The organism is Streptomyces sp. NPDC012637 (assembly GCF_042954805.1).
GTDB lineage: Bacteria > Actinomycetota > Actinomycetes > Streptomycetales > Streptomycetaceae > Streptomyces.
Map to the genome: position 1 here is coordinate 439,633 of NZ_JBIBDS010000003.1, position 26,002 is coordinate 465,634.

At 71.3% G+C, this 26,002-nt stretch carries 24 protein-coding genes and 1 riboswitch; of the genes, 17 read left to right on the top strand and 7 right to left on the bottom strand.

All coding sequences use genetic code 11. The annotated features are described in order from the left end of the window. Window positions 1–16: 16 nt before the first annotated feature. Window positions 17–1,402, bottom strand: coding sequence for an aminotransferase class V-fold PLP-dependent enzyme (locus ACFY8W_RS15035; RefSeq protein ID WP_391104847.1), 1,386 nt, complete (start codon window positions 1,400–1,402; stop codon window positions 17–19). A gap of 326 nt (window positions 1,403–1,728) precedes the next feature. Between ACFY8W_RS15035 and coxB the strand changes: the two genes are divergently transcribed. The 4 genes from coxB to ACFY8W_RS15055 all read left to right on the top strand — a co-directional run bounded on the left by coxB (window position 1,729) and on the right by ACFY8W_RS15055 (window position 6,196). After that, window positions 1,729–2,694, top strand: coding sequence for a cytochrome c oxidase subunit II (gene coxB, locus ACFY8W_RS15040; RefSeq protein WP_391104849.1), 966 nt, complete (start codon window positions 1,729–1,731; stop codon window positions 2,692–2,694). After that, entirely contained in the window at window positions 2,691–4,427 is a 1,737-nt protein-coding gene (gene ctaD, locus ACFY8W_RS15045; protein WP_391104851.1) for a cytochrome c oxidase subunit I, read from the top strand. Before coxB ends, ctaD begins: the two co-directional genes overlap by 4 nt. After that, window positions 4,424–4,822, top strand: coding sequence for a cytochrome c oxidase subunit 4 (locus ACFY8W_RS15050; protein WP_391104853.1), 399 nt, complete (start codon window positions 4,424–4,426; stop codon window positions 4,820–4,822). Before ctaD ends, ACFY8W_RS15050 begins: the two co-directional genes overlap by 4 nt. A gap of 117 nt (window positions 4,823–4,939) precedes the next feature. Continuing rightward, window positions 4,940–6,196 (top strand): Ig-like domain-containing protein, encoded by a 1,257-nt coding sequence (locus tag ACFY8W_RS15055; protein ID WP_391104855.1) that lies wholly within the window; start codon window positions 4,940–4,942, stop codon window positions 6,194–6,196. 15 nt (window positions 6,197–6,211) lie between these two features. Here the strand turns inward: ACFY8W_RS15055 and ACFY8W_RS15060 are convergent, their stop codons facing one another. Then, window positions 6,212–6,613, bottom strand: coding sequence for a hypothetical protein (locus ACFY8W_RS15060; protein ID WP_391104857.1), 402 nt, complete (start codon window positions 6,611–6,613; stop codon window positions 6,212–6,214). Window positions 6,614–6,800: 187 nt separating this feature from the next. Here ACFY8W_RS15060 and ACFY8W_RS15065 point away from each other — a divergent pair, with 187 nt between their 5' ends. The 6 genes from ACFY8W_RS15065 to ACFY8W_RS15090 all read left to right on the top strand — a co-directional run bounded on the left by ACFY8W_RS15065 (window position 6,801) and on the right by ACFY8W_RS15090 (window position 13,962). Continuing rightward, window positions 6,801–7,421: a cytochrome c oxidase subunit 3 gene (locus ACFY8W_RS15065; protein ID WP_391104859.1), complete on the top strand. Its 621-nt coding sequence runs from the start codon at window positions 6,801–6,803 to the stop codon at window positions 7,419–7,421. Between the two features lie 74 nt (window positions 7,422–7,495). Then, the gene (locus ACFY8W_RS15070) at window positions 7,496–8,305 is read left to right on the top strand and encodes a c-type cytochrome (RefSeq protein ID WP_391104861.1); all 810 of its coding nucleotides are present in this window, start codon (window positions 7,496–7,498) and stop codon (window positions 8,303–8,305) included. Continuing rightward, window positions 8,302–9,354 carry a Rieske 2Fe-2S domain-containing protein gene (locus ACFY8W_RS15075; protein ID WP_391104863.1) on the top strand — a complete coding sequence of 351 codons (1,053 nt, stop codon included), beginning with the start codon at window positions 8,302–8,304 and terminating at the stop codon, window positions 9,352–9,354. Before ACFY8W_RS15070 ends, ACFY8W_RS15075 begins: the two co-directional genes overlap by 4 nt. Then, a complete protein-coding gene (locus ACFY8W_RS15080) occupies window positions 9,351–10,976 on the top strand; it encodes a cytochrome b N-terminal domain-containing protein (protein ID WP_391104865.1) in 1,626 nt (541 codons plus the stop codon). The genes ACFY8W_RS15075 and ACFY8W_RS15080 overlap by 4 nt, the downstream gene beginning before the upstream one ends. Before the next feature lie 136 nt (window positions 10,977–11,112). Continuing rightward, the gene (gene trpD / locus ACFY8W_RS15085; protein ID WP_391104867.1) at window positions 11,113–12,177 is read left to right on the top strand and encodes an anthranilate phosphoribosyltransferase; all 1,065 of its coding nucleotides are present in this window, start codon (window positions 11,113–11,115) and stop codon (window positions 12,175–12,177) included. An 87-nt stretch (window positions 12,178–12,264) separates the two neighbouring features. Further along, a riboswitch (SAM riboswitch) is annotated at window positions 12,265–12,381 on the top strand. A 180-nt stretch (window positions 12,382–12,561) separates the two neighbouring features. Continuing rightward, entirely contained in the window at window positions 12,562–13,962 is a 1,401-nt protein-coding gene (locus tag ACFY8W_RS15090) for an aminotransferase class V-fold PLP-dependent enzyme (RefSeq protein ID WP_391104869.1), read from the top strand. A 113-nt stretch (window positions 13,963–14,075) separates the two neighbouring features. Here ACFY8W_RS15090 and ACFY8W_RS15095 read toward each other — a convergent pair whose 3' ends face one another. Further along, window positions 14,076–14,357, bottom strand: coding sequence for an Lrp/AsnC family transcriptional regulator (locus ACFY8W_RS15095; protein WP_128976777.1), 282 nt, complete (start codon window positions 14,355–14,357; stop codon window positions 14,076–14,078). Continuing rightward, complete coding sequence (locus ACFY8W_RS15100; RefSeq protein WP_391104871.1) at window positions 14,354–15,097, bottom strand: rhomboid family intramembrane serine protease; 744 nt, start codon at window positions 15,095–15,097, stop codon at window positions 14,354–14,356. Before ACFY8W_RS15100 ends, ACFY8W_RS15095 begins: the two co-directional genes overlap by 4 nt. A 151-nt stretch (window positions 15,098–15,248) precedes the next feature. On the opposite strand from ACFY8W_RS15100, the gene ACFY8W_RS15105 reads away from it, so the two are divergent. From ACFY8W_RS15105 to ACFY8W_RS15125, 5 genes are all read left to right on the top strand, one after another. After that, window positions 15,249–15,491 (top strand): hypothetical protein, encoded by a 243-nt coding sequence (locus ACFY8W_RS15105; protein ID WP_128976779.1) that lies wholly within the window; start codon window positions 15,249–15,251, stop codon window positions 15,489–15,491. A gap of 43 nt (window positions 15,492–15,534) precedes the next feature. Then, a complete protein-coding gene (locus ACFY8W_RS15110; protein WP_391104873.1) occupies window positions 15,535–16,899 on the top strand; it encodes an NYN domain-containing protein in 1,365 nt (454 codons plus the stop codon). A 255-nt stretch (window positions 16,900–17,154) separates the two neighbouring features. After that, window positions 17,155–18,183 carry an NlpC/P60 family protein gene (locus ACFY8W_RS15115; RefSeq protein WP_391104875.1) on the top strand — a complete coding sequence of 343 codons (1,029 nt, stop codon included), beginning with the start codon at window positions 17,155–17,157 and terminating at the stop codon, window positions 18,181–18,183. A gap of 205 nt (window positions 18,184–18,388) precedes the next feature. Beyond that, the gene (locus tag ACFY8W_RS15120; RefSeq protein ID WP_391104877.1) at window positions 18,389–19,402 is read left to right on the top strand and encodes an NlpC/P60 family protein; all 1,014 of its coding nucleotides are present in this window, start codon (window positions 18,389–18,391) and stop codon (window positions 19,400–19,402) included. Window positions 19,403–19,446: 44 nt separating this feature from the next. Further along, on the top strand, window positions 19,447–20,661 hold the full coding sequence (locus ACFY8W_RS15125; RefSeq protein WP_391104879.1) for a hypothetical protein: 1,215 nt from the start codon (window positions 19,447–19,449) through the stop codon (window positions 20,659–20,661). Window positions 20,662–20,698: 37 nt separating this feature from the next. Here ACFY8W_RS15125 and ACFY8W_RS15130 read toward each other — a convergent pair whose 3' ends face one another. Next, complete coding sequence (locus ACFY8W_RS15130) at window positions 20,699–21,277, bottom strand: helix-turn-helix transcriptional regulator (protein ID WP_391104880.1); 579 nt, start codon at window positions 21,275–21,277, stop codon at window positions 20,699–20,701. Between the two features lie 120 nt (window positions 21,278–21,397). Here ACFY8W_RS15130 and ACFY8W_RS15135 point away from each other — a divergent pair, with 120 nt between their 5' ends. Then, window positions 21,398–22,882, top strand: a complete 1,485-nt coding sequence (locus ACFY8W_RS15135; RefSeq protein ID WP_391105540.1) for an MATE family efflux transporter — start codon at window positions 21,398–21,400, stop codon at window positions 22,880–22,882. Here ACFY8W_RS15135 and ACFY8W_RS15140 read toward each other — a convergent pair. After that, window positions 22,834–24,159 (bottom strand): glycosyltransferase 87 family protein, encoded by a 1,326-nt coding sequence (locus ACFY8W_RS15140; RefSeq protein WP_391104882.1) that lies wholly within the window; start codon window positions 24,157–24,159, stop codon window positions 22,834–22,836. The two genes, ACFY8W_RS15135 and ACFY8W_RS15140, sit on opposite strands and share 49 nt — an antisense overlap. An 87-nt stretch (window positions 24,160–24,246) precedes the next feature. Between ACFY8W_RS15140 and ACFY8W_RS15145 the strand changes: the two genes are divergently transcribed. Next, complete coding sequence (locus ACFY8W_RS15145; RefSeq protein WP_391104884.1) at window positions 24,247–25,389, top strand: glycosyltransferase; 1,143 nt, start codon at window positions 24,247–24,249, stop codon at window positions 25,387–25,389. A 44-nt stretch (window positions 25,390–25,433) separates the two neighbouring features. On the opposite strand, the gene ACFY8W_RS15150 is transcribed toward ACFY8W_RS15145, so the two are convergent. Further along, entirely contained in the window at window positions 25,434–25,958 is a 525-nt protein-coding gene (locus ACFY8W_RS15150; RefSeq protein WP_391104886.1) for a hypothetical protein, read from the bottom strand. Window positions 25,959–26,002: the final 44 nt, after the last annotated feature.

A 26,002-nucleotide genomic window follows, 5' to 3' on the forward strand; every position in this document is an offset into this window, starting at 1 on the left:
CCGGGGTCCTGTCGCGTCACGCCACCCGGCGCACCACGTACGCGGTGCCGCCCTTCGGCGACGGCTCCTCGCCCACGTACTCCTGGCCGCGCATCTCGCACCAGGCCGGGATGTCCAGGCGGGCCGCCTCGTCGTCGGAGAGCACGGTCACCGTGCCGCCCACGGGCACGTCGCCGATCACCTTGGCCAGCTCGATCACCGGGATCGGGCAGCGCTTGCCGAGGGCGTCGACCAGGAGCGTGTCCGGGGCCGCGCCGGACACGGCCGCCGGGTGCGGGGCGCCGAGCCGCTCGCGCACGGCGGCGACCAGGCCCGGCAGGACGGTGAGGAAGCGGTCCACGTCCTCCCCGGTGGTGCCCGCCGGCAACGAGACCCGGACGTTTCCCTCGCTCAGGACGCCCATGGCGCGCAGCACATGGCTGGGCGTCAGCGTGGAGCTCGTGCACGACGAACCGGACGAAACGGAGAAACCCTCCCGGTCCAGCTCGTGCAGCAGCGTCTCCCCGTCGACATAGAGACAGGAGAAGGTGACCAGATGCGGCAGCCGCCGCACCGGATCGCCTACCACCTCCACGTCCGGCACCAGCTCCGGCACCCGCGCCCGGATCCGGTCCACCAGGGCCCGCAGCCGCGCCGACTCGGCCGCCGCCTCCGCCCGTACCGCCCGCAGCGAAGCCGCCGCCGCCACGATCGCCGGCAGGTTCTCGAAGCCCGGCGCCCGCCCCGACTCCCGCTCGTCACCCGGCCCTTGGGGCGCGAACCGGACGCCCTTGCGCACCGCGAGCAGCCCCACGCCCGCCGGGCCGCCCCACTTGTGCGCGCTCGCCGCGAGCAGCGACCAGCCCTCCGGCACCGGCCCCCAGCCGAGCGACTGCGCCGCGTCCACGAGCAGCGGCACCCCCGCCGCCCGGCAGGCCTCCGCCACCTCGGCGACCGGCTGCTCGGTGCCCACCTCGTGGTTGGCCGACTGCAGACAGGCCAGCGCGGTACGGGCGTCGAGCGCCGCGGCGAAGCGCTCCGGATCCACGGCGCCCGACCTGCCCACCGGCACCTCGGTCACCGTCCCGCCCGCCGCCGTGTGCGCCTCGCCCGCGTGCAGCACGGAGGAGTGTTCGACGGCCGACACCACGAGCCGGTCCCCGACACGCCGACGGCCGGCGAGCGCCCCGGAGACTCCCGCGTGAACCGCGCGCGTCCCCGAAGGAGTGAACACCAGCTCGTCCGGCCGGCAGCCCACCGCCTCCGCCGCGGCCTCCCGCGCCGCGTCGAGCAGCAGCCGGGCCCGCCGCCCCTCCCGGTACAGCCGGGCCGGGTCGGCCCAGCCCTCGTCCAGGGCGGCCAGGAGCGCCTGGCGGGCGACGGGGTGCAGCGGAGCGGCGGACGCGGCGTCGAAGTACGGCATCCGCCCACGGTAGGGCCTGCTGTCGCGAACCCGGGGCAAGGCCCTGCCCCGGCCCGCGTGATCCCTCGTCAGAAGCCCCGCCCGGACCGCCGGTCGACCGCCGTACGGCCCCCCGGAAACCCTCTGCGGAACGCCGGAGTCCACCCCTTCGGGGACTCGGACGGCGCGTTGGGCACCCTCCCCGCGCGACCCCAAATAGCGTCCAGTAGGGTTTGGTCCGCATAAACATCCAAACCCCTGCCCGCGGCCGGGGCGGCGACCGACCAGCGAGACGGACGGCCGTGGCAGCCGACCTACGCGGGCCGAGACTCTCGGGAAGGCGCTACGTGAGTCCCAACGGCTCCGACCGCTCGTCGCGGCGCCCGATGCGGCGGAAGCTGCCGCAGGTGCTGACTGCGGGCCTGATCCTGGCGACAGCCACCGGCTGCTCGTACAACTGGGAAGACTTCCCTCGCCTTGGCATGCCCACCCCCGTGACGGAAGAGGCTCCGCGGATCCTCTCCCTCTGGCAGGGCTCGTGGGCCGCCGCGCTCGCCACCGGCGTGCTGGTGTGGGGCCTCATCCTGTGGGCCACCATCTTCCACCGGCGCAGCCGCACCAAGGTCGAGGTACCTCCGCAGACCCGTTACAACATGCCGATCGAGGCGCTGTACACGGTCACCCCGCTCATCATCGTCTCGGTGCTCTTCTACTTCACCGCGCGCGACGAGTCGAAGCTCCTCGAGCTCACCCCGAAGCCGGCGCACACGGTCAACGTGGTCGGCTACCAGTGGAGCTGGGGCTTCAACTACATCGAGAACGTCCCCGGCGTGACCGGCGACGCCAAGAAGGCTCCGAACCTCGCGGCGATCCCGGACAAGTTCAAGGACGACTTCCCGGCGAACGCCGGCGGTGTCTACGACGCGGGCATCCCGGGCACCCGGAACCCGCAGACCGGCAACCCGGGCCCGACCCTGTGGCTGCCGAAGGGTGAGAAGGTCCGCTTCGTCCTGACCTCGCGTGACGTCATCCACTCCTTCTGGGTGGTTCCCTTCCTGATGAAGCAGGACGTCATTCCGGGTCACACCAACTCCTTCGAGGTCACCCCGACCCAGGAGGGCACCTTCCTCGGCAAGTGCGCCGAGCTGTGCGGTGTCGACCACTCCCGGATGCTCTTCAACGTCAAGGTGGTCTCCCCGGAGCGCTACCAGCAGCACCTGAAGGAGCTGGCGGAGAAGGGCCAGACCGGTTACATCCCCGCGGGCATCGAGCAGACGGACCCCGCCCGGAATGCGGAGAAGAACCAACTGTGAGCATCCTCAACGAACCCCAGGGTGCGGCCGCGGCTGAGGACTCGTACGAGAACGAGCTCCCGGTACGCCGCAAGCAGCCCGGCAACGTCGTGGTGAAGTGGCTGACGACCACCGACCACAAGACCATCGGCACGATGTACCTGGTCACGTCGTTCGCCTTCTTCTGCATCGGCGGCCTGATGGCGCTCTTCATGCGCGCCGAGCTGGCCCGTCCGGGCACGCAGATCATGTCGAACGAGCAGTTCAACCAGGCGTTCACGATGCACGGCACGATCATGCTGCTGATGTTCGCGACGCCGCTGTTCGCCGGTTTCGCGAACTGGATCATGCCGCTGCAGATCGGCGCGCCCGACGTGGCGTTCCCGCGGCTGAACATGTTCGCCTACTGGCTGTACCTCTTCGGCTCCATCATCGCCGTGGGCGGCTTCCTCACCCCGCAGGGCGCCGCCGACTTCGGCTGGTTCGCCTACTCCCCGCTGTCGGACGCGGTCCGCTCGCCGGGCGTCGGCGCCGACCTGTGGATCATGGGTCTGGCCTTCTCCGGCTTCGGCACGATCCTCGGCTCGGTCAACTTCATCACCACGATCATCTGCATGCGCGCTCCGGGCATGACGATGTTCCGCATGCCGATCTTCACCTGGAACGTGCTGCTGACCGGTGTCCTGGTCCTGCTCGCCTTCCCGGTCCTCGCGGCCGCGCTGTTCGCCCTGGAGGCGGACCGCAAGTTCGGTGCCCACGTCTTCGACGCGGCCAACGGCGGTGCCCTGCTCTGGCAGCACCTCTTCTGGTTCTTCGGACACCCAGAGGTGTACATCATCGCCCTGCCGTTCTTCGGCATCATCTCCGAGGTCATCCCGGTCTTCAGCCGCAAGCCGATGTTCGGCTACATCGGTCTGGTGGCCGCGACGATCGCGATCGCGGGTCTGTCCGTGACGGTGTGGGCGCACCACATGTACGTCACCGGTGGCGTGCTCCTCCCGTTCTTCTCCTTCATGACGTTCCTCATCGCCGTACCGACCGGCGTGAAGTTCTTCAACTGGATCGGAACGATGTGGAAGGGCTCGCTGTCCTTCGAGACCCCGATGCTCTGGGCCGTCGGCTTCCTGATCACCTTCACCTTCGGTGGTCTGACCGGCGTCATCCTGGCCTCGCCCCCGATGGACTTCCACATCTCCGACTCGTACTTCGTGGTCGCGCACTTCCACTACGTCGTCTTCGGCACCGTGGTCTTCGCGATGTTCTCCGGCTTCCACTTCTGGTGGCCGAAGTTCACGGGCAAGATGCTGGACGAGCGCCTCGGCAAGATCACCTTCTGGACGCTGTTCATCGGCTTCCACGGCACGTTCCTGGTGCAGCACTGGCTCGGTGCCGAGGGCATGCCGCGTCGTTACGCGGACTACCTCGACGCCGACGGCTTCACCGCGCTGAACACGATCTCGACGATCTCCTCGTTCCTGCTCGGCCTGTCGATCCTGCCGTTCTTCTACAACATCTGGAAGACCGCCAAGTACGGCAAGAAGATCGAGGTCGACGACCCGTGGGGCTACGGCCGTTCGCTCGAGTGGGCGACGTCCTGCCCGCCGCCGCGGCACAACTTCCTCACCCTGCCGCGGATCCGTTCCGAATCCCCGGCGTTCGACCTGCACCACCCTGAGATCGCGGCTCTCGACCAGCTCGAGAACAAGCCTCACGAGGTGGCGGCCCTCAGCGGCGGCAAGGAGGCCGGCAAGTGAAGATCCAGGGCAAGATGTTCATCTGGCTGAGCGTCTTCGTCCTCGCCATGGCGATCGTCTATGGCGTGTGGTCGAAGGAGCCGGTCGGTACGACGGCGCTGTTCCTGGCGTTCGGTCTCTGCATCATGATCGGCTACTACCTGGCCTTCACGGCCAAGCGGGTCGACGCCATGGCGCAGGACGACAAGGAGGCCGACGTCGCGGACGAGGCCGGCGAGGTGGGCTTCTTCGCCCCCCACAGCTGGCAGCCGCTCTCGCTGGCCGTCGGCGGCGCGCTCGCCTTCCTCTCCATCGCGATGGGGTGGTGGATCATGTACTTCTCCGCCCCGCTGATCCTGGTCGGCATCTTCGGCTGGGTGTTCGAGTTCTACCGCGGTGAGAACCAGAACCAGTAGCAGCAGCACCCCGTAACACCCCGAGGGGCCCGGTCACTTCGTTCCGACGAAGCGGCCGGGCCCCTCTTTTGCCGCGCTCGGCGCGCCGGGCGCGAGGATTGTTCTTAGCGTGAAGTCATGAACGACACGCCGCGCATTCGGACTGTTCTGAGCTGCACCCTTCTGGCCCTCACCGTCACGGCGGGCGTCACGGCGTGCGCGGGCGGCGGGGGCCATCCGCTGTCGGCGAGGCCCTTCGACGCGGCGGACCGGATCGCCTTCAACGCGCCCCCGGACGGGCGGAAGGCCGACCCCGAGAAGCCCCTGGAGATCACCGCCAAGGGCGAGGACGGGCGGATCACCGACGTCACCGCGACCGACGAGTCCGGGCACCACCTGGCCGGCGAGCTCACCGCCGACGGGCAGAAGTGGCGCTCCACGGCCGCGCTGGCGGCCGGCGCCCGTTACACCGTCCGGGTGGCCACCGAGGACGAGGACGGCGCCCCAGGAGCCCGTACGTTCACGTTCGAGACCGCCCCGGCCAAAGGGGCTCTGACCGTCACGTTCGGCCCGGAGGCGGGCAAGTACGGCGTCGGGCAGCCGATCACCGCGGAGCTGAGCCTCCCGGTGAAGGACCGGAAGGCCCGCGCGGTCGTCGAACGGGCCCTCAAGGTCCGCTCCGTACCTGCCGTGGAGGGCTCCTGGTACTGGGTCGACGACAAGAAGCTGCACTTCCGCCCGAAGGACTACTGGCCCACCGGCGCGACCGTCACGGTCACCGGCAACCTGGCGGGCGTCAAGGTCGGCGACAAGCTCTACGGCGGCGACTCCAAGCCGCTCAAGCTGACCATCGGCGACCGCGTCGAGGCCGTCACGGACGCCGGCTCCCACTACATGACGGTGCGCAGGAACGGAGAAGTGATCAACACCATTCCGGTGACCACCGGAAAACCGGGCTTCTCCACCCGGAACGGGATCAAAGTGGTGCTCGGCAAGGAGTACTACGTCCGGATGCGCGGCACCAGCATCGGCATCGCCGAAGGCAGCTCGGAGTCGTACGACCTGCCGGTCTACTACGCCACCCGGGTCACCTGGAGCGGTGAGTACGTCCACGCCGCGCCCTGGTCCGTCGGCTCCCAGGGCGTCGCCAACGTCAGCCACGGCTGCACCGGCATGTCGACCGGGAACGCGGCGTGGTTCTTCGAGAACGTCCGCCCGGGTGACATCGTCAAGGTGGTCAACAGCTCCGGCGAGATGATGGACACCTTCGGCAACGGCTTCGGCGACTGGAACCTGACCTGGGACAAGTGGCGCAGGGGCAGCGCCCTGGTGGCCGAGAAGGGCGATCCCACGGCCACCGAGGACGCGAAGGCCCGGCTCAGGCCGAGCCTGTAGCCCGTACGGGCGGTGCTACGCGTCGATGGACAGGCGCGAGCGCAGCAGGGCCGCCAGGGACGCCGCGAACTCGACCGGTTCCACCGGAAGGGTGACCGCGGCGTCCGCGCGGCTCCACGTGGCCAGCCAGGCGTCCTGGGGGCGGCCGATGAGGAGCAGCACCGGCGGGCAGCGGAAGACCTCGTCCTTGATCTGACGGCACACGCCCATGCCACCCGCCGGCACCGCCTCGCCGTCGAGCACGCAGACGTCGATGCCGCCCTCGTCCAGGGCCGTGAGCACCGCCGGCAGCGTCGCGCACTCCACGAACTCGACCGGGGGAACATCGGCGGCGGGCCGGCGCCCGGCCGCGAGGCGGACCTGCGCGCGGGTGTTCGCGTCGTCGCTGTAGACCAGGACCGTGGCGCTCGACTGCATCGTTCCTCCGTGAAGGTGGTCGGCCGTTGCGCGGATGCTACTCCGCTCCACACCCCGTCAACACCCGTTCAGCACCTGTTCGAAGGGTGCCGGAAGCCCTCCCGGATGGGCCGTTCGGGCAGGACACGCGCCCCGGACACTCCGAACGGCACCCCCCGGAGTGAGGGCGGGATAAGCGACCGACATAATGTCGGTCGTGGCGACAGTAACGACAGTAGATACCGGGCACGCGCACCCGTCGGTCAATCGACCGAACCTCACCAGCGTCGGAACCATCATCTGGCTGAGCTCCGAGCTGATGTTCTTCGCGGCCCTCTTCGCGATGTACTTCACCCTGCGATCCGTGATGGGCGCGGAGTTCTGGACGGAAAAGGCCGAGGCCTTGAACCTTCCGTTCTCCGCGACGAACACCACGATCCTGGTGCTCTCCTCCCTCACCTGCCAGCTCGGCGTCTTCGCCGCCGAGCGCGGTGACGTGAAGAAGCTCCGGACGTGGTTCATCATCACGTTCGTGATGGGCGCGGTCTTCATCGGCGGCCAGGTCTTCGAGTACACCGAGCTGGTGAAGAAGGACGGCCTCTCGCTGTCCTCCGACCCGTACGGCACGGTGTTCTACCTGACCACCGGCTTCCACGGCCTGCACGTGACGGGCGGTCTCATCGCCTTCCTGCTGGTCCTCGGCCGGACGTACGCCGCCAAGAGGTTCACTCACGAGCAGGCAACCGCCGCCATCGTCGTGTCCTACTACTGGCACTTCGTCGATGTCGTCTGGATCGGCCTCTTCGCCACGATCTACTTGATCAAGTAATCGGGCTCCGCCTCCGGGCGGACCGACACATCCAGCAAGCATCGACGCAGAAGATCCTGACACCGGGGTAATCCGTGAAAAAGCTCTCCGCACGACGACGCCATCCGCTGGCGGCGGTCGTCGTCCTACTTCTCGCGCTGGCGGCAACTGGGGGGCTCTACGCCGCGTTCGCGCCCGCGGGCACGGCGAAGGCCGATGAAACCGCCCAGTCCCTGGCCATCGAGGAGGGCAAGAAGCTCTACTCCGTCGGCTGTGCCAGCTGCCACGGAACCGGCGGTCAGGGCACCTCTGACGGCCCGTCCCTGGTCGGCGTGGGCTCGGCGGCCGTGGACTTCCAGGTCGGCACCGGCCGCATGCCCGCGCAGCAGCCGGGCGCGCAGGTCCCGAAGAAGAAGGTCATCTACACGCAGGCTGAGATCGATCAGCTCGCGGCGTACGTCGCCTCCCTCGGTGCCGGCCCGACCGTGCCGAAGGCCAACCAGTACAGCCCTGAGGGCGCCGACGTCGCCAAGGGTGGCGAGCTGTTCCGCTCCAACTGTGCCCAGTGCCACAACTTCACCGGTGAGGGCGGCGCCCTGACCTACGGCAAGTACGCCCCGAGCCTCGAGGGCGTGGACCCGAAGCACCTCTACGAGGCCATGCAGACCGGCCCGCAGAACATGCCCTCCTTCCCCGACACCACGATGCCGGAGAAGCAGAAGAAGGACATCATCGCCTACGTCCAGGCCGTGAACAGCGACAAGGCCGACAACCCGGGTGGTCTCAAGCTGGGTGGCCTCGGCCCCGTCAGCGAGGGTCTGTTCGCGTGGGTCTTCGGTCTGGGCGCGCTGATCGCAGTTGCCGTCTGGGTCGCGGCCCACACCGCTAAGGCCAAGAAGTCATGAGTACCCAAGAGAATCCAGAAGAGAACCTGCCGACCGAGCAGGCCACCGCGCACGTCGCGGTGAAGGTCGCCGACGACCCGTTCGCCGACCCGGGCCTCCCGCCCCACAAGCCGCGCATCCAGGACATCGACGAGCGGGCCGCCAAGCGGTCCGAGCGTGCGATCGCCTTCATGTTCACGCTGTCGATGCTGGCCACGATCGGCTTCATCGCCTCGTACGTGATCTTCCCGGTCGACAAGATCGTGTACATCTGGCCCTTCGGCCGGGTGTCCGCGCTCAACTTCGCCCTGGGCTGGACGCTCGGCCTGGCCCTGTTCTTCATCGGCGCGGGCGCGGTCCACTGGGCCCGCACCCTGATGTCCGACGTCGAGGTCGCCGACGAGCGTCACCCGATGGAGGCGACGCCCGAGGTCAAGGCCAAGGTCATGGCGGACTTCGCGGCCGGTGCCGCCGAGTCCGGCTTCGGCCGCCGCAAGCTCGTCCGCAACACGCTGTTCGGCGCGCTGGCCCTGGTGCCGCTCTCCGGCGTGGTGCTGCTGCGTGACATGGGTCCGCTGCCCGAGAAGAAGCTCCGCTCCACCCTGTGGGCGAAGGGCAAGCTCCTCATCAACATGAACACCAACGAGCCGCTGCGTCCCGAGGACGTCGCGGTCGGTTCGCTGACGTTCGCCAAGCCCGAGGGCCTGGAGGAGCACGACCACCACTTCCAGACCGAGATCGCCAAGGCCGCCCTGATGATCGTCCGGATCCAGCCGGAGGACATCAAGGACAAGCGCGAGCTCGAGTGGTCGCACGAGGGCATCGTGGCCTTCTCGAAGATCTGCACCCACGTCGGTTGCCCGATCTCCCTGTACGAGCAGCAGACGCACCACGTGCTCTGCCCGTGCCACCAGTCCACCTTCGACCTGTCCGACGGCGCCCGCGTCATCTTCGGCCCGGCCGGCCACGCCCTCCCGCAGCTGCGGATCGGCGTGAACGACAAGGGCTTCCTCGAGGCGCACGGCGACTTCGAAGAGCCCGTCGGTCCTGCTTTCTGGGAGCGCGGATGAGCACTGTGACCAACACGCAGAAGAAGGCGCCCGCCGGTGAGCGGATCGCCGACTGGGCCGACGGCCGCCTGGGGATCTACACGCTGGCCAAGGCCAACATGCGGAAGATCTTCCCGGACCACTGGTCCTTCATGCTGGGCGAGGTCTGCCTCTACAGCTTCCTCATCATCATCCTGACGGGCGTCTACCTGACGTTGTTCTTCCACCCGTCGATGAACGAGGTGGAGTACGTCGGACCGTACGTCCCGCTCCAGGGACAGCTGATGTCCGAGGCGTTCAACTCGACCATGCACATCTCGTTCGAGGTGCGCGGTGGTCTGCTCATCCGGCAGATCCACCACTGGGCGGCGCTGATCTTCCTCGCCGGCATGTTCGTGCACATGATGCGCGTGTTCTTCACCGGCGCGTTCCGCAAGCCGCGTGAGATCAACTGGCTGTTCGGCTTCCTGCTGTTCTTCCTGGGCATGTTCACCGGCTTCACCGGTTACTCGCTCCCGGACGACCTGCTCTCCGGCACCGGTGTCCGCTTCATGCAGGGCGCGATCCTGTCCGTGCCGATCGTCGGCACGTACCTGTCGATGTTCCTGTTCGGCGGCGAGTTCCCCGGCGGCGACTTCGTCGCCCGGTTCTACTCGGCGCACGTGCTGCTGCTCCCGGGCATCATGCTCGGCCTGGTGGTCGCGCACCTCATCCTGGTGTTCGTCCACAAGCACACCCACTTCGAGGGCCCCGGCCGCACGAACAAGAACGTCGTCGGCATGCCGCTGCTGCCGGTGTACATGGCCAAGGCCGGAGGCTTCTTCTTCCTGGTCTTCGGCGTCATCGCGGTCATCGCGGCGATCGCCTCGATCAACCCGATCTGGGCCCTCGGCCCGTACCGCCCGGACCAGGTGTCCACCGGCGCCCAGCCCGACTGGTACATGGGCTTCGCCGAGGGTCTGATCCGCGTCATGCCGGGCTGGGAGATCAACCTCTGGGGCCACACGCTGGTCCTGGGCGTCTTCATCCCGCTGGTGATCTTCCCGGTGGTCCTGGCGGCCATCGCGGTCTACCCGTTCATCGAGTCCTGGATCACCGGCGACAAGCGCGAGCACCACATCGCGCAGCGCCCGCGCAACGCTCCGACGCGCACCGCCTTCGGTGTCGCCTGGATCACCGCGTACATGATCATGCTCGTCGGTGGTGGCAACGACCTCTGGGCCACGCACTTCCACCTGTCGATCAACGCGATCACCTGGTTCGTCCGGATCTTCTTCTTCGTCGGACCGGTCATCGCGTTCATCGTCACCAAGCGGATCTGCCTCGGCCTCCAGCGCCGGGACAAGGACAAGGTGCTGCACGGTCGCGAGTCCGGCATCATCAAGCGCCTGCCGCACGGTGAGTTCGTCGAGGTCCACCAGCCGCTCAGCCAGGGCGAGCGCTACAAGCTCACCGCCCACGAGCAGTACGAGCCGGCCGAGCTGCCGCCGGCCGTCGACGAGAACGGCGTGGAGCGCAAGATCGGCCGCATGGAGAAGCTCCGGGTCAAGCTCAACCGGGGTTACTACGGCGCGGACAACCAGGTCGCCAAGCCGACGGTCGAGGAGTTCAAGGAGATCGAGAGCGGCCACGGCCACCACTGATCACCTGACCACCTGACCTGGTAGTCGCCACGGCGAGAGCCCCGTCCATTCGATGGACGGGGCTCTTTGCCGTCCCCGGAGATCGATAGGGTGGGAGACGACCTCGCAGTCCCGCACGTACACACCAGGAGCGACCATGAGCGCTGTGAACCCCGCTGGAGGCGACTTCGCGGCGGGCCGCTCCTGGCCCGTCCTGCTGAACGGACTCCTCGAAGGCCGCGACCTGTCCGCCGACGACACCGCCTGGGCGATGGACCTGATCATGCGCGGCGAGGCGACCGACGCGCAGATCGCCGGGTTCATGGTGGCCCTGCGGGCCAAGGGCGAGACGGTGGCGGAGATCTCCGGTCTCGTACGGACCATGTACGAGCACGCCAACGTCATCGAGGTGGCCGGGCCGAGCGTCGACATCGTCGGCACCGGCGGCGACGGGGCCAAGACGGTGAACATCTCCACGATGTCGTCGATCGTGGTGGCCGGCGCCGGGGTCAGGGTCGTGAAGCACGGCAACCGCGCCGCCTCCTCCGCCTCCGGCTCCTCCGACGTCCTGGAGAAGCTCGGCATCAACCTGAACCTCACCCCGAAGCGGGTCGCCGAGGTCGCCGAGGAGGCGGGCATCACCATCTGCTTCGCGGTGAAGTTCCACCCCTCGCTGCGGTACGTCGCCGCCGCCCGCGGCCAGCTCGGCATCCGCACCACCTTCAACGTGCTCGGCCCGCTCACCAATCCGGCCAAGGTGCGCGCCCAGGCCGTCGGCGTCGCCGATCCGCGCATGGCGCCGATCGTGGCCGGCGTGCTCGCCGACCGCGGCAACTCCGCCCTCGTCTTCCGCGGCGACGACGGCCTGGACGAGCTGACCACCACCGGCACCTCCCGGGTGTGGGTGGTGCGCGACGGCGCCGTCCGCGAGGAGCGCTTCGACCCGCGGGACGTCGGCATCGAGCCGGTGACCCTGGACGCCCTGCGCGGCGGCGACCCCTCCTACAACGCCGACGTCGCCCGGCGGCTGCTCGCCGGCGAGACCGGCCCGGTACGGGACGCGGTGCTGCTCAACTCGGCGGCCGCGCTGGTCGCCCTGGAGCCGGGCGACGGCACCCTCGCGGAGCAGCTGCGGGCCGGCATGGACCGGGCCGCCGAGTCGATCGACTCGGGCTCCGCCCGCCGCGTCCTGGAGCGCTGGATCGCGGCCAGCAACGCCTGAGCCCGTGTGAACGGCACGTTGCGGCCCCGTCCCGGATGCCGGGACGGGGTTGCGTCGTCGTGATCGTCTGGCATAGGTTCTGGACCAGGTCATGAGTGACAGCGACAAAGCCCCGGCTGGCTGTCCGGCAACCCTCCGTCCGTGGCGGGGTGCCCCGGGTGAAGACCAGGCCGCACGAGCAGAAGCCTGCGGCAAGCGCGGACCCCTGCGCACACCCTGGGGTCCTTGGTCCTCTAGGGAGCGTTGTCTCGTGAGCAAGCGAATGCGCTAGGGCCTCCGGCCCCTTTCTCCACTCCGACATCCGTACGCGGCACCCGTCTGCGCGCTGCCGCCCGCGGCCCCCTCACGCCCTTTCGCGCCCCTTTTATGCCGGGAGACACCGTCATGTCCGCACGCCCGAACGCCGCTTCCGTCACCGCTTCCGCCGCCGCCCCGGCCGACTCCGACCCCTGCTGCGACGCGCCGCTGCCGGTCCTGGGCCGTGACGTCACCGTCCCCCTCGTCACCGGCGGCGAGGTCACCTACGCGGCGCTCGACTACGCCGCCAGCGCCCCGGCGCTCCAGCGCGTCTGGGACGACGTGGCCGCCTACGCCCCGTACTACGGCAGCGTCCACCGCGGCGCCGGGTACCTCTCCCAGCTCTCCACCGACCTCTTCGAGAACAGCCGCGCCACCGTCGCCGAGTTCCTCGACTGCCGCCCCGGCGACCAGGTCGTCTTCACCCGCTCCACCACCGACTCGCTCAACCTGCTCGCCCAGGTGATCCCCGCCGACTGCCAGGTCTTCGTCTTCGAGACCGAGCACCACGCCTCGTTGCTCCCGTGGCGGGACGCCCGCGTCACCTACCTCGACGCGCCGCGCACCCCGGAGCAGGCCGTCGCCATCCTGGAGCGCGCCCTCGCCGACCGGGACCCCTACGGCCCCGCCCTGGTCTGCGTGACCGGCGCCTCGAACGTCACCGGCGAGCTGTGGCCGGTGCGCGAACTCACCGCCGCCGCGCACGCGCACGGCGCGCGGATCGTCCTGGACGCCGCCCAGCTCGCGCCCCACCACCCCGTCTCCGTACGGGAGCTGGACGTGGACTGGGTCGCCTTCTCCGGGCACAAGCTGTACGCCCCGTTCGGCTCAGGCGTCCTCGCCGGGCGCGCCGACTGGCTGCAGGACTCCGAGCCCTACCTCGCGGGCGGCGGCGCCTCCCGCAAGGTGGCCCGTCGGGCCGACGGTGGTGTGGACGTGGAGTGGCACACCACCGCGGCCCGGCATGAAGCCGGTTCGCCGAACGTCATCGGCGTCTACTCCATCGCCTCCGCCTGCAAGGCGCTCACCGAGGCCGGCTTCGACTCCCTCGTCGCCCGCGAGCGGCACCTCATCGCCAAGGTCCGCGAGGGTCTGGCCGAGGTGCCCGAGGTCCGGGTGCTCTCCCTGTTCGGCGACGACGCTCCGCGCGTCGGCGTCATCTCCTTCGTCGTGGAGGGCTGGAACAGCTCCCACTTCGCCGCCGCGCTCTCCGCCGAGTACGGCATCGGCGTCCGCGACGGCCTCTTCTGCGCCCACCCGCTGGTGCGCACCCTGCTCGGCAGCGACCCGCAGGACCCGGGCGAGTGCGGCGCCCCGGAGGCGGCCCCCGGCGAGCGCTCCCTCAACGCGATCCGGGTGAGCTTCGGCGCGGGCACGCCCGACGAGCACGTGGAGCGGTTCGTCGGCGCGGTGAAGGAGCTGGTGCGCGACGGCGCCCAGTGGAAGTACCGCACCGAGGACGGCCGCTGCGTTCCGGACCGCGGCTGAACCGGGGCCGTACCGCGGCCGACCGCGTTCCCCCGTTCGAGTGATACGAGCGAAGCCGGCCTCCCGCGGGGGAGAGGCCGGCTTCACCGGTGTGCCAGGGGGTTCTCCGAGCCCTACGACTCCAGGCCGATGGCGAAGGCCGCGTCCAGCTCGTGCTGCGAGTACGCGCGGAAGGCGACGTGCGTGTCCGTGGCCTCGACACCGGGGATCTTGGAGATCTGGCCCGGGATGATGTCGGCCAGGTCGTCGTGGCGCCCGACCCGGACCATGGCGATCAGGTCGTAGGTGCCGGTGACCGAGAAGACCTCGCTGACGGAGTCGATCGCGGCGATGGCCTCGGCGATCTCGGGGATGCGGTCCACGCTGGTCTTGATGAGCACGATCGCGGTGATCACGGCTGGCTTTCTCCCTCGGTGGCCGCGGCTGGTGGCTTCACCTTATCCCCACGCCCGTAGCGCGCCCACGCGTAGAGGAAGCCCAGCGCGAAGCCGATCACGTGCGCCAGGTATGCCACTCCCGGCCCCGCCCCGGCCGAGCGGGCCGCCAGCCACTGGAGCGCGAACCAGAACACCAGCACGATCCAGGCCGGGAAGCGCAGCGGCAGGAAGAAGAGGAAGGGGAAGAGGCTGGTCACCCGGGAGCGCGGGAAGAGGTAGAGAAAGGCGCCGAGTACGCCCGAGATCGCTCCCGAGGCCCCGACCAGCGTCTGCTCGCTGTCCGCCTGGTCGAAGTGCACCGCCGCGTAGCCGGCGAGGGCCAGGTACCCGACGCCCAGGTAGAACAGGCCGAACCCGGTCGCGCCCATCCGTTCCTCGGCCATGGCGCCGAAGACGTACAGGAACAGCATGTTCCCGAGCAGGTGCAGCCAGCTGCCGTGGACGAAGAGCGCGGTCAGCGGCGTGAGCAGGGCGCGTGGCCCGCCCTGTGTCAGGTCCGCGGGGATGACGCCCCAGCGCTGGAAGTACGCGCTCTGGGCCGCGAGCAGCTCGTCGCCCGTGCCGTGTCCCGGACCGAGTCCCGACACCGGGCTCGCGGCGAAGAGCAGCACGCAGCAGGCGATGAGTCCGTAGGTCACGGTGGGCCCGCTCCGGGCGCCGCGCCAGGCGCCGAGGGCCGCGCTCCGCCAGTCGATCATGGACAGATCATGGCGTACCGGGGCCCACCTGGACAGAGTGCCTCGCCGTGACACGGGGTACCCGCGAGGCCGTAGGGTTACGGGCAGTACTCCCGCAGTTCGACGGCGCACCGCGGGCCCGTAAAGCCTCGTACGGAAAGAGGACGGCACGATGACGACGGTTCCCCTGCCGACCGCCGAAACCCGCTGGCGCTGCACCCTCTGCGGCAACCTGACCCGCTTCGACGTGACCCGCTCGTCCAAGGTCGTCGAGTACGTCCATCTGGACCTCGCCGGAGAGCCCAAGGTCGAGGAGCGCGAGGTGGTCAGTGAGACCATCGAGTCGGTCCGCTGCCGCTGGTGCAACGCGGTGGATCAGATCGAACTGGTGGACAGGCCGGGCGCCGCTTCCTGAGGAGCGGCCCGGCGAGGGCGAGACAGGGAGTGGGTGACGGATCGTGGAGCAGCCCGCGCACGGTGCCGGGCCGGAAGGCTCGGCAGACGGCGCTGCCGAGGCGCTCGACCGACCGCTGCCCGAAGCCGTACGCCGTAAGGTCGTCGCGCTCGTCGCCGACGCCTTCGGCGGTCTGACCGTCGCCGAGCTGCCCGCCGCCCTGCGTCAGTACGCCCGGTTCACCGCCTCCCGGCGGGCCAAGTTCGCCGGGAACGCGATGGCCGCCGCCCTGGAGGGCGATCCCCTGTTCCGGCAGCGGATCGGGGAGCGGTTCAAGGAGTCCCAGCCCGAACTGGCCGGGGCCGTCGAGTCCGGTGCCCCGCCGGCCGCCGCCGACCCGGTCGACGTGGCCGCGGCGGCGTACATGCTGCGCCCGCCCGGCTGGGGCAAGCTCGTGGCCGCCGCGGGCGAGGAGGCCGAGCGCGCCGACGCCGAGCGCGCCGACGAGGCCGGCCGGCGCGAGATGGAGCGGCTGCGCGAGGAGGTCGCGGCGGCGAAGGAGCGCGCCCGGGTCGAGACCGAGCAGTTGCGGCGCGACCTGGAGGCCGCCCGCAAGGAAGCGGAATCGCTTCACCGGAAGCTGCGCAGCGCCCAGAGCGACGTCAAGCGCGGCGAGGCCGCGCTGCGCCGCGTCCAGGCCGAGATCGACACGGCGCGCACCGAGGCAGCCGCGCAGGTGTCGGCCGCCGAGAGCGAGAGCCGGCGCCTCAAGGCCAGGCTCGGCGAGGTCGAGGCCGCCCTGGAGGCCAGCCGGCGGGCCGCCCGCGAGGGCCGCTCGGTGGAGGACATGCGGCTGCGGCTGCTCCTGGACACGGTGCTCGACGCCGCCCAGGGGCTGCGCCGCGAACTCGCCCTGCCGCCGGTGTCGATGCACCCGGCGGACACCGTGGACGCGGTGGAGCCGGGCCGGATGTCGCCGAAGGACATCGCGGCCCGCGCCCTGTCCGAGACGGATCCCGCGCTCCTCGACCAGCTGCTCGAACTGCCCCAGACGCACCTGGTCGTGGACGGCTACAACGTGACGAAGACCGGCTATCCGACGATGCCGCTGGAGAAGCAGCGACTCCGGCTGCTCGGCGGTCTGTCCGCGCTGGCGGCCCGCTCGGGCGCGGAGGTCACCTGTGTCTTCGACGGGGCCGAGCTGGCGGCTCCCGTGCTGCTCGCCCCGCCGCGCGGCGTGCGGGTGCTGTTCTCCAAGCCCGGTGTCACGGCGGACGAGTTGATCCGTCAGCTGGTGCGCGCGGAGCCGCCCGGCCGGCCCGTGGTGGTGGTCTCCACCGACCGGGAGGTGGCCGACGGGGTCGCCAAGTCCGGTGCGCGGCCGGTCGCGTCCGCCTTGTTGCTGAAGCGCCTTTCGCGCCTCTCGTGACAACTCGTCACGTGCGACCGTAATGCCCCTTTTCTGATCCGCAGAGGGTCAAGTGGCCGCTACTGCCCGTGGGGTGCGCGTAAATAATGTGTTGAGCGGGCCAGATTTTGCCCGTTGGGATTTGAACTGATCACAAGATGGTCACTAGGGTCGGGCCTCGAACCTTCGCGCGGTTGATCATCCATCGGGGATGACAGCGTAGGTCCCGCCTGCCGCTGCCCGGTCGGCGGCTCGAGGAAGAAGGAGATCGCCTTCGTGGCGTCCCACCGTCGTCCCAAGCAGCCGAGCCGCACCCGTGTGACCGTGCTCACCGCGACCGCCGCCGCGGCCGTCGCGCTCTCCGCCCAGTCGGGCGCCCAGGCGGCCCCCAAGCCGAAGATCGACGAGGTCAAGTCGAAGGTCGACAAGCTGCACCACGAGGCCGAAGAGGCCACGGAGCAGTACAACCTCGCCGAGGAACGCCGCGAGAAGCTGCAGAAGGAGATCGGCGCCCTCCAGGACAAGGTCGCCCGCGGCCAGCAGGAGCTCAACACCCTGCGCGGGCAGATCGGTTCGGTCGCCACCGCCCAGTACCGCTCCGGCGGCATCGACCCGGCGCTCCAGCTCTTCCTCTCCTCCGACCCGGACACCTACCTCGACAAGGCGTCCGCGATCGACCAGCTCGGCGCCAAGCAGGCCGACGTGCTGCAGTCCATCCAGGCGAAGCAGCGCACCCTCGCCCAGCAGCGGGCCGAGGCGACGACGAAGCTCGCCGACCTCGAGGACGTCCGCAAGACCCTCGGCGAGAAGAAGAAGAAGTTCCAGGGCAAGCTCGCCGAGGCGCAGAAGCTGCTCAACACCCTGACCGCCGCCGAGCGCGCGAAGATCCAGGAAGAGGAGCAGCGCGCCAGCCGCGCCGCCGGAGACCGCGTCGACCTCGGCAACGAGGTGCCCGCCTCGCAGCGCGGCGCCGCCGCCCTCAACGCGGCCGCCACCCAGCTCGGCAAGCCGTACGTCTCCGGTGCCGAGGGCCCCAACTCGTACGACTGCTCCGGTCTGACGCAGTGGGCCTACCGCCAGGCCGGCGTCGGCATCAGCCGCACCACCTACACCCAGCAGAACGACGGCGTGAAGATCGGCCGCAGCCAGCTCAAGCCGGGCGACCTGGTCTTCTTCAACAGCCTGTCGCACGTGGGCCTCTACGCGGGCAACAACACCATCCTGCACGCCCCCAAGCCGGGCGCCGTGGTCCGCTACGAGTCGATGGACTACATGGGCACCTTCCAGTTCGGCGTGCGCATCTGACGCGAGCCGCGACGGCGCCCGACCCGCGCGACCCGCCCTCCGAACGGGTGGTTTGCCGGATCCAGGACTGACGTGACGCCCCGCCGGTGACCTTGTGGTCTCCGGCGGGGCGTCACTTTGTGTGCCCGGCGGCCTCGTTGGACGGGGGTTGATCACCGGCTACTGTCTGCCGCGCCAGTCCGTCGAGCCGAACGGAGCGCGATTCGTGGCGTCCCACCGACGACCCGCCAGGGTCACCGTCCTCACCGCAGCCGCGGCCACCGCGGCCACGGCCCTCGGCGCCGTCCCCGCGTACGCCGACCCGGGCGGCGCCACGGCCGAGACCACCCGCGCCACCGTCGACCGGCTCTTCGAGGAGGCCGAGCGCGCCACCGAGGGCTTCAACCGCGCCGACGAGAAGGCCGACCGGCTGCGCAGGACGGTCTCCCAGGCTCAGGACGGCCTCGCCCGTGCCCAGGAGCGGATCAACCGCATGCGCGGCGCGCTCGGTTCGGTCGCCGGCGCCCAGTACCGCTCCGGCGGCATCGACCCGGCCCTCGCCCTGCTGCTCTCCTCCGACCCGGACAGCTATCTCGAACGGGCCTCCGTGCTCGACCGGGTCACCGCCCGCCAGGGCGCCGCCCTCGACGAACTCAAGGGCGAGCTGCGCAGGCTGGCGCAGCAGCGCGCCGAGGCCGGCAAGAGCCTCGCCGAACTGGAGCGCAGCCGCAGCGAGGTGGCCCGGCACAAGCGCACCGTCGAGCGCAAGCTCGCCGAGGCCCGCCGGGTGCTCGCCTCCCTCTCCGCCGACGAACGGGCCGGCTTCGAGCGGGCCTCCCGCTCCGGCCGCGCGGCCCTCGACGAGGAACTCCCGCCGATCGGCGACCTCGGCCCCTCGCGCGCCGCCGCCGCGGTGATCGCCGCGCGCAGCGCCATCGGCAGGCCGTACGTGTGGGGCGCGACCGGCCCCTCCGCCTTCGACTGCTCGGGCCTGATGGTCTGGTCGTACCGCCAGGCCGGCATCGCCCTCCCCCGCACCTCCCAGGCCCAGCGCAACGCCGGACGCCGCGTCCCGCTCTCCCAGGCGCAGCCCGGCGACCTCGTCACCTACCGCGGCGACGCCAGCCACGTGGCGATCTACGCGGGCAACGGCCAGGTCATCCACGCGCCCTACCCCGGCGCACGGGTCCGCTACGACCCGGTGAACATGATGTCCCACGTGACGGTCACCCGGGTCTGAGCCGGCCCGGCGCCGCTTTCGCCGTTCCCCCGTACGATCGGAGCGTGGCAGGTCAGGGGAGCGGAGCGGTGCGCGGTGCGGGCGTGTGCCTGCTCGCCGGGCTGCTCGCCCTCACCGGATGCGCGGCACAGGAGCCGGAGGGCCCGGCGCGCGCCGAGGTGCAGAGCCTGCTCGACCGGCACGCCGCCGCCCTGCTCGAACGCGACGAGGCCGGCTATCTCGCCGGCCTCGACCCGGCCCACGCGCCCGCCGCGCGCACCGAGTTCGACCGGCTCGCGCCGATCCCGCTCGGCGGCGTCCGGTACCGGGTCACGGCCGTGGACCCGGCCGGTGAGGGACGGGCCACCGCCCGGGCCGAACTCGGCTACCGCATCAAGGGCTACGACTCCGGGCCCGCCACCAGCGAGCGGATCCTGGACCTCGCCGAGCGGGACGGCCGCTGGTACGTCACGGGAGAACGCGTGGCCGACGGAGCCCCGCAGCAGCTGTGGCAGCAGGGCGAGGTCACGACCGTGACCGGCCGGCGCAGCCTCGTCCTCGGAGTGGGCCAGTCCCAGGAGCGGCTGCGGGAGATCGCGGACGCGGCGGACCGGGCGGTTCCTGCCGTCGGCGACGCCTGGCCCTCGCCCTGGGCGGGCCGGATCGTGGTCCTGGTCCCCGCCTCGGTGGACGCGATGGGCAGGCTGCTCGGCGCGCCCGCCGCCTCGTACCGGGGGATCGCGGCGGTCACCACCGGCCAGATCGGCGGCGGCCCGACGGCGCCCGCGGACCGGGTGATCGTCAACCCGGAGGCGTACGGCGTCCTGGGCGAGTTCGGGAGGCGGTTCGTGCTCACCCACGAGACCACCCACGTCGCCACCCGCGTCCAGACCACCGCCGCCACTCCTCTGTGGCTCTCCGAGGGCTTCGCCGACTGGGTCGCCTACCGCGGCACCGGCCGCACACCGGCCCAGGCGGCGCCCGAACTCGCCCGCGCGGTACGGGCCGGCCGGACGCCCGCCGCGCTGCCGGAGGACAAGGAGTTCGCCTTCGGCGGCGAGGCCGAGGCGATGGCCCGGGCGTACGAGAGCGGCTGGCTGGCCTGCCTGCTGATCGCCGAACGGTGGGGCGACCAGCGCCTCACCGACTTCTACCGCGCCGTCGGGGCCCATCCGCAGCGCGAGGGCGCGCTGGAGAAGGCGCTGGAGGACGTCCTGGACACGACGCCGGAGGAGTTCACGGCGGAGTGGCGGGAGTATCTGCGCGAGCGGCTGGGCTAGGGCGGGTCTTCCGGTTCCTGCCGGCGCCCCGGTCTGATCAGGAAGACCCGCTCTGGGCCTGGTTCGACGACAGGGCCTGGGGCCGCGCCGCCCTCCGGTCCAGTTCGGCCAGGGCCTCGGTCAGCCAGGCCTTCTCCTCCGTGCCCGTGGCCCGGGCGATGCGGAGCATGCCCTGGCGGAAGAGGTCCGGTTCCTGTTCCGCGCGGACCGGGGCGCCCTCCTCGTAGAAGAAGCTGGCGGGGGCGTCGAGGAAGTCCTGGCGGCGGCGCAGGACGGCGGCCTGTTCGGCCGGGTCGGGGAGCCGGCCGAGGAAGGCGAGCAGGGTGAACCAGCGCTGGCCGTCGGTGATCTCGACGTCCTTCGGCGAGCGCAGCCGGGCGAGCAGCTCCGCGCGGCCGTCGGAGGTCAGGGAGAGGACCCGGCGGGGGGCCGCCCCCGCGCCCGGCTCCGTGCGGCTGTCGACGAGGCCGTTCTTCACCAGGCGGGTGATCGCCGGGTACAGGGCGCCGTCGCTGACCGGCCGGACGTGGCCGCTCAGGCCCTGGATGCGTTCCTTCAGCTCGTAGCCGTGCAAAGGGGCGTCGTCCAGGAAGCCCAGGATCGTCAGCTCCAGCACCGGTTGCTCCTTCGGCCTCTGCGCTTCCTCGCGCTTGTCGGGGACCCGGTCGCTATGTTACCTCTTTTCGAGTTGCCTCGAATCGAGGTAACTCGAAAAGAGGGGGCTGTGTCCATGGCCATGCCGACGCCTGTGTCCACGACCGCGACCACGACCGCGTCCACGACCGGGAAGGAACACCGCCGTACGCTCGTCCGGCTCGCCGGGCCCGTCTATCTGGAGCTCCTCGCGGGAGTCGCCGCCGGGATCATCAACATGGTCTGGGTCGCCCGCCTCGGCGGGGACGCCGTCGCCGCCGTCGCCGTCGCCACCAACGTCGAGAACCTGCTCCTCGGCGTCGTCCTCATGGCCGCCTCCGGCACCACCGTGCTCGTCGCCCGGGCCAGGGGCGCCGGCGACCCGGGGGCCCTGCGCTCCGCCGCGCGCGGCGGAGCCGCCCTCGGCGCCCTGCTCGTCCCGCCCGTCGCGATCGGCGGCTACCTGCTGCGGGAGCCGCTCGCCGCCCTCCTGCTCGGCGGGTCCGGCCATCCCGCACACGCCCTCGCGACCGCCTACTTCGCGATCTCCCTGCCCGGCACGGCCGTCTTCTTCGCCACCACCGTCCTCGACGGCGTCCTCAAGGGCACCGGCGACACCCGCACGCCCATGCGGCTCGCCTTCCTCGCCAACGGGCTGATCCTGGTCCTCGACCCGCTGCTCGTCCACGCGTACGGGGTCGAGGGAGCCGCCGTCTCCACCGTCGTCGGCCGCACCGCGGCGCTCGTCGTGGGACTCCTCGCGCTGCGCCGCAACGCCCATCTGCGGGCCGCCCGCGCCGCCCGGCCGGCCGGCGGCCTGGCCGCAGCCGTGCGCCGTACCGCCGCCCTGGGCCTGCCGATGTCCGTCGACTTCGCCGTACGCATGGGCGGCGCGCTCGCCCTGGTCTCCGTGACCGCCCGGCTCGGCGTCACCGAGATCGCCGCCTACGGCATCGCCACCAAGGCCATGTACGTCGCCACCATGGCCTTCTACGCCGTCCGGCAGGCCGCCGCCATCCACACCGCGCACCGGCTGGGAGTCCTGGGCGTACCTCCCGGTCGGGCGGAGCCGGGAACGCGGGGGAGGGACGAGCGCCGCGCCGTCGGCCGCCAGGCCCTCGCCCTCGGCGGACTGCTCGGCGCCGGGGCCGCCGTGCTGCTGCTCGTCGCCGCCGGGCCGGTCATGCGGGGCTTCGGCGCCGAGCCCGCCGTCGCCGCCGCCGGCGCGCTGTTCCTGCGCTGCCTCGGGCCGTACCTGCTGCTCATGGCCCTCTTCATCGCCCTCGCCGGAGTCTTCGAAGGCGCCGGCGACTCCCCGCTGCTCGCCCGGATCACCGTCTGCGGCGTCCTGCTCCAGCTACCGCTCGCGTACGTGCTCTCGGGCGCGCTCGGTCTCGGCGGGGTCTGCCTCGCCATGGCGCTCGCGATGGCCGCGCAGTGCGCGGCCATCGGGCTGCTGCACCGCCGCCCCGGGCGCGGGGCCGCGGGCGACGGGGCCGGGCCTCAGGAAGAAGCCGCACCTCGGGAACAAGCCGTGCCTCAGGAAGAAGACGAGACCGCGACGGGCGTCCGCTCCACGTCGGACTGAGCCGGCAGCCGCACCGGGCCCGCCGCCGCCTCCAGGCGCGGCTCCACGACCGTCTGCCGCCACAGGATCCGGCACGCGGAGAACGTGGCCGCCACCAGCAGCCCGTTGCGGATCAGGAGCAGCCCGACGCCCAGCGGATCGCTGTCCCCGACGTGCGAGAACCACACCGGGAACTCGAACTGCGTGACCGCCGTCGCCCACAGCACCAGATACGCGGGCCTGCGCATCCGGCTCGCCCGGTAGACCAGGCACACCGCGGCCAGACCGACCAGCCAGATCATGTACTGCGGGCTGATCACCCGGCTCGTCGTGGTGAACAGCAGCACCGCCACGAAGGCCGCGTCCGCCGTGGTGCCCGTCGTCCGCCGGCGGGCCCGCCACCACCACACCAGGAGCCAGCCGAACGCGGCCACCGACAGCAGCATCGCCGCCGTGGACACCGCCTTCACGCCCGGGCCGAGGAACTCGATCGAGCCGTAGTTCATCCGGGCCTCGCCCGGCCAGCCGAAGTGCCGGGCCACGTGGAAGACCATCGCGCCCAGCGACTCGATCTCCGTGCCCCGGTCCCGCTGGAAGCCGAGGAAGGCCAGTGCGCCCGGTGCCGCGAGCGAGCAGGCCAGCAGCACACCGGCCGCCGTGCCCGCCGCCGCGGCCGTCGAGCGGAACGCGGCCCGGCCGCGCGCCGCGCCCGCGAGCAGCAGCACCGGCCACACCTTCAGGGCGGCCCCGAAGCCCGCGAGCGCGCCGAGCACGACCGGGCTGCGCAGCGCCGCGAGCAGGCCCGCCACGGCCACCGCCGTCACCATCAGGTCGTAGCGGGAGTACGCGGTCGGGCCGAGCAGCGGCACCCCGGCCAGCCACAGCCAGGCACCGCGCATCGACCGGCCCGGGCGCCGGCCCGCGTACACCAGGAGGCCGAAGACGAAGGCGTCGCAGAGCAGCGCGAGCACGAAGAAGGCGGAGGAGTAGCCGAGGAACGGCAGCAGGGCGGGGGAGAGGATCGCGAGCGCGGCGGCCGGCGGGTACTGCCAGGTGACGTCGTCCAGCGGGTAGGTGCCGGTCCGCAGGACCTCGTACCAGCCCTGGTAGATCTGCTCGACGTCGCTGGTCACGTCCGGACCGGGGATCACCACGATCTTGAAGACGCACAGCAGTATCAGCACACGGGAGAAGGCCCACAGGCCCAGCGGCCGGGCCAGCCGCCCGTCGCGTGCGTCGACCGCGTCGCGGGCGCGCGCCAGTCCGTCACGTACCGCCGTGCCCACTGCGCCCGTCATACCTGTCCTGTTCCTGTCCTGTCGGTCCGCCGGGGCGGAGGGTGGTGGTGCCGGGCTGGGGGCGCGATCGCGGTACTGTCGGCCACGATGCACAAGACCCTGATCGTAACGAACGACTTTCCGCCACGTCCGGGCGGAATCCAGGCCTTCCTGCACAACATGGCGCTGCGTCTGGATCCCGAGCGGATCGTGGTCTACGCCTCCACGTGGAAGCGCGGCCAGGAGGGGATCGAGGCGACCGCCGCGTTCGACGCCGAACAGCCTTTCACGGTCGTCCGCGATCGCACCACCATGCTGCTGCCGACTCCTCGGGTCACCGCGCGCGCGACCGCGCTGCTGCGGGAGCACGGCTGCGAGTCGGTGTGGTTCGGCGCGGCGGCCCCGCTCGGCCTGATGGCCCCGGCGCTGCGGCGGGCCGGTGCGCGCCGGCTCGTCGCCACGACGCACGGGCACGAGGCCGGGTGGGCGCAGCTGCCCGCGGCGCGGCAGCTGCTGCGGCGGATCGGCGAGGGCACGGACACCATCACGTACCTCGGCGAGTACACCCGCTCCCGGATCGCGACCGCGCTCAGCCCGGCCGCCGCCGCGCGCATGGTGCAGCTGCCGCCGGGCGTCGACGAGAAGACCTTCCACCCCGACTCGGGCGGCGCCGAGGTGCGCGAGCGGCTCGGGCTGAACGACCGGCCCGTGGTGGTGTGCGTGTCGCGGCTCGTGCCGCGCAAGGGCCAGGACACCCTGATCCTCGCCATGCCGGAGATCCTGCGGCGGGTGCCCGACGCGGTGCTCCTGATCGTCGGCGGCGGACCGTACGAGCAGGAGCTGCGCAAGCTCGCCGTCCGGACCGGCGTCGCCGCCTCCGTCCGCTTCACCGGCGCCGTGCCGTGGTCGGAGCTCGCCGCCCACTACGGAGCGGGCGACGTCTTCGCCATGCCGTGCCGCACCCGGCGCGGCGGCCTGGACGTCGAGGGCCTCGGCATCGTCTACCTGGAGGCCTCCGCGACCGGTCTCCCGGTCGTCGCCGGCGACTCGGGCGGCGCACCGGACGCCGTCCTCGACGGCGAGACCGGCTGGGTCGTCCGGGGCGGCGTCCCCGAGGACTCAGCCGACCGCATCGCCACGCTCCTGCTCGACCCCGACCTGCGCGCCCGCATGGGCGAGCGCGGCCGCCGGTGGGTCGAGGACCGCTGGCGCTGGGACCTCCTGGCGGACCGGCTGAGGGAACTGCTGTAGCGGCAGGGCCCGGGGCCCCGAGCGGGGTCCCGGGCCGCTCCGGGCTACGCCGGGAGGTAGTCCGTCAGGGCGCAGCCGTCGACGAGGAGCTTCTCGCTGCGGTAGCCGTCCGGGACCTTGAAGCCCTTCTCGCAGGTGAAGAAGAGGACGTCGGAGGCCATCAGGGCCTTCGCCGCCTCCGGGTCCGGCGTCACGACCGCGAAGTCCTGGCCGAGCAGGAAGCCGGTGGCGTGGCCCGCGGCGGCGGCCTTCTTCGCGGACTGCTGGAACTTCGCCATGTCCGAGACGGACAGCAGCGTGAGCGTGTCGCGGGCGTCGTCGCCGCACACCCCGCGCTCCTTGACCGCCCAGGCCGGGTCGCGCGACTCCTCGCTCATGGTGCCGCCGGCCACACCCGTGCGCAGGTCGCTGCACATCGTGCGGGTCCCGACGAGCTTCTCGATCGCCGCCATGTCGCCGGCCGCCGGAAGGCCGGCGTCCTCGCCCCAGGAGTCGCTGCCGCACCCGGTGAGGGCGACGAGGGCGGTAAGGGCCGCGCCCAGGGCGGCGGCGGTTCGCGGGAGCCGCATGACGGCATTTCCTCTCGTGTGTACGGAATTGACCATTCCGGGCC

Excerpts from the sequence above, each read along its gene's own strand:
- ACFY8W_RS15035 (WP_391104847.1), bottom strand. The coding sequence starts at position 1,402 with ATGCCGTACTTCGACGCCGCGTCCGCCGCTCCGCTGCACCCCGTCGCC.
- ACFY8W_RS15100 (WP_391104871.1), bottom strand. The coding sequence starts at position 15,097 with ATGATCGACTGGCGGAGCGCGGCCCTCGGCGCCTGGCGCGGCGCCCGG.
- ACFY8W_RS15055 (WP_391104855.1), top strand. The coding sequence starts at position 4,940 with ATGAACGACACGCCGCGCATTCGGACTGTTCTGAGCTGCACCCTTCTG.
- ACFY8W_RS15145 (WP_391104884.1), top strand. The coding sequence starts at position 24,247 with ATGCACAAGACCCTGATCGTAACGAACGACTTTCCGCCACGTCCGGGC.
- ACFY8W_RS15080 (WP_391104865.1), top strand. The coding sequence starts at position 9,351 with ATGAGCACTGTGACCAACACGCAGAAGAAGGCGCCCGCCGGTGAGCGG.
- ACFY8W_RS15060 (WP_391104857.1), bottom strand. The coding sequence starts at position 6,613 with ATGCAGTCGAGCGCCACGGTCCTGGTCTACAGCGACGACGCGAACACC.
- ACFY8W_RS15065 (WP_391104859.1), top strand. The coding sequence starts at position 6,801 with ATGTCGGTCGTGGCGACAGTAACGACAGTAGATACCGGGCACGCGCAC.
- ACFY8W_RS15135 (WP_391105540.1), top strand. The coding sequence starts at position 21,398 with ATGCCGACGCCTGTGTCCACGACCGCGACCACGACCGCGTCCACGACC.
- ACFY8W_RS15150 (WP_391104886.1), bottom strand. The coding sequence starts at position 25,958 with ATGCGGCTCCCGCGAACCGCCGCCGCCCTGGGCGCGGCCCTTACCGCC.
- ACFY8W_RS15105 (WP_128976779.1), top strand. The coding sequence starts at position 15,249 with ATGACGACGGTTCCCCTGCCGACCGCCGAAACCCGCTGGCGCTGCACC.
- ACFY8W_RS15140 (WP_391104882.1), bottom strand. The coding sequence starts at position 24,159 with ATGACGGGCGCAGTGGGCACGGCGGTACGTGACGGACTGGCGCGCGCC.
- ACFY8W_RS15075 (WP_391104863.1), top strand. The coding sequence starts at position 8,302 with ATGAGTACCCAAGAGAATCCAGAAGAGAACCTGCCGACCGAGCAGGCC.
- ACFY8W_RS15090 (WP_391104869.1), top strand. The coding sequence starts at position 12,562 with ATGTCCGCACGCCCGAACGCCGCTTCCGTCACCGCTTCCGCCGCCGCC.
- trpD (WP_391104867.1), top strand. The coding sequence starts at position 11,113 with ATGAGCGCTGTGAACCCCGCTGGAGGCGACTTCGCGGCGGGCCGCTCC.